This is a genomic window from Megasphaera sp. AF13-6AC (genome assembly GCF_027685385.1).
Lineage (GTDB): Bacteria > Bacillota > Negativicutes > Veillonellales > Megasphaeraceae > Megasphaera > Megasphaera micronuciformis.
Genome location: NZ_JAQCUN010000142.1, coordinates 769 through 3034 on the forward strand (window position 1 = coordinate 769; position 2266 = coordinate 3034).

The following is a 2266-nucleotide window of genomic DNA, read 5'->3' on the forward strand; positions in this document are numbered from 1 at the left end:
AGGCCAATCAAATCCCTCTTTTGCCATGCCGAGAGCTATGATAAGATCAACGTCATCCACGTCTGTAACATTGCGTAGGTATTCCACGACCTTTTCTCTTTCTGCGGCGGTATCATTTACCAAATCAGCAACCTTGATAATTTTGCCGTCCGATCTTCGTGAAACAAATATGATATTTGTTTCGGAGTCTACATGATCCACGGTGCCGATGGCGTCAATAATCGTATCCACCTCGATATATTTGTCCTTCGTAGATTCGCCTGAGTTCACGCTGGGGATATGGAGAATGGTCTTTTTATCCATGTCCAATACTTCCATAATTGCAGAGGTGTATTTGCCCGAATAGAAGTGAAATCCAATGCCAAGTGACTTCAGATAGGTGTAGCCGTTAAGCTGTTCATAATAGTTATATGTAACTTTGTAGAACTTTGCTTCATCCTCATACGAGAGAACCGGGATACCATCACCACGGAAGTATGAACCGGTCATGGCAAGAATATGCACGTTTTCCTGCTGCATAAGCGTACGAACGAGTTCTCCGAGCTTGCTTTCGTAGTCGGCAGAAACATGATGGAATTCATCTACCGTAACAAGGCAATTTCCAAACCTGGCTACGCCGATTTTATCAAAAGCAAAGCGGAGGGTGGCATGAGTACAAAGCAGAACAGTCTCATCGGAATCCATGAATTCCTTAAAAGTTTCGACTTTGCTGTTTTCTCCGCCGGGAACACAAAGGTTATACTTCCCGGAAACCTTCCAATCGCTGTGGAAGCCGTATTTTACCAGTTCTGTAGAAAGAAATGACTTTCCTATAGAACGTTCGGGAACGGCAACAATAACCTTCTTTACCGAGCCGGTCTTCAGCTTATCCAATGCAATAAACATCAGCGCACGGGATTTGCCTGATGCGGGCGGCGCTTTTAGAAGTATATACTGCGAATTGCGCGCCGCATAAGCCCGCGCCTGCATGGGACGCATTCCCATTTCGTTTACGGCGGTAGTCTGTCCAGTCGTTTCATAGGTGACATTAATAATGTTTTCCATGTTATTCTCCAATTTTCTCGTAAAGTTCAAACAGGCAGTCAAGACGCTCGTCATCACTCACAAAAGGCTCGTCACGATAGCATCGCTCAATCTGCAAGTCAAGCATAGAATGAGCAAAACGAAGGTCATCGCTCATCTCGTCCTTCTTATACATTTGAGCATATGTTTTATCGAATTCCTCCTCGCGGACGGCAATTACCTGATTTACACAGTTTCGGATATCCTTCTTTTGCTCATCCGTGATTGCGGGAAACGGGAAGGTGTTATATCCTAATTCACTTGAATAACGAATTCGTGTTTCCAAGCCTCCGCAGACGGCTTTGATCCAAAGATTGTGCATTTTGGATGACACGACTCCGAATATCCAAGGATCGCAATCATAGATTACAAATGCGAGGTTTGTAACCACGGTTTTCTTATCCACAAAACCCACAGGGACGTATTCTCTGTTTTCAGATGAAACAGAGGGTATGACAAGAGAGTTGGTAGTGGTCTCATGCATCTCTCTGAATCGATAAGGATAAGCGGCAAGCCGCTGTGCGCTTTTATCAGCCTTCCCAAGCCTCAAATCACGGACAAGGTCTGCACGTTCCTTTATGATTGGGATTTCAAGTGCGGCATCGGCTTTATCATCAGTTATCCAAAAGCACCATCTTTCTATGCCGTTTATGAATTCATCTGAGCCAACTATACGCCGCATATATTGCAGAACACGCCTATCCTGCTCAACGATATGATTCTTAGTTGTCACATCCATAAGAAGGTAACCGCCATCATAAGGCATATTCCCTTTTATCATATATGGAAGACTGCTGATGGGGCGTTTCCGCTTTTGCACCAAAGTAGAACCGGGAGAAAGGTATGGGCTAATTTGCACAGGCTCGGTCATGACCGTCTGGGAGTACAATTCGCATCTACGTGTATCGGAATTATTTACAACGCCGATAATAACAACCGTAACAGCGGTGGTGTTTCTTGCATCATTGCGCCACTTAAATGCTTTATGTCCAAAACGGATATGCACTCCGTATTTGAACAACTTAGGCCAAAGAAGACTAACTTGTTCTCCCTGTGTGAGCGAATTTGTTGTAACAAAAGCGTAAGCTCCGCCATGAGTGTGAATATACTTTGCGGCAAGCAGAAACCAACAGGCGGCATAATCAAGATTTTTGTAATTGGAATGCCCGCTAAAAACGTAATCCATGTCAGCGTTCTGCTCATC

At 44.4% G+C, this 2266-nt stretch carries 2 protein-coding genes; both read right to left on the reverse strand.

The window, feature by feature from the left end:
• Window positions 1-1044 (reverse strand): DEAD/DEAH box helicase (locus PGX78_RS07215; RefSeq protein WP_270446180.1); only part of this gene is annotated, 1044 nt, incomplete at its 3' end.
• Window position 1045: 1 nt separating this feature from the next.
• Window positions 1046-2266: type IIL restriction-modification enzyme MmeI (locus PGX78_RS07220; RefSeq protein ID WP_270446182.1), on the reverse strand; the 1221-nt coding region annotated here is incomplete at its 5' end.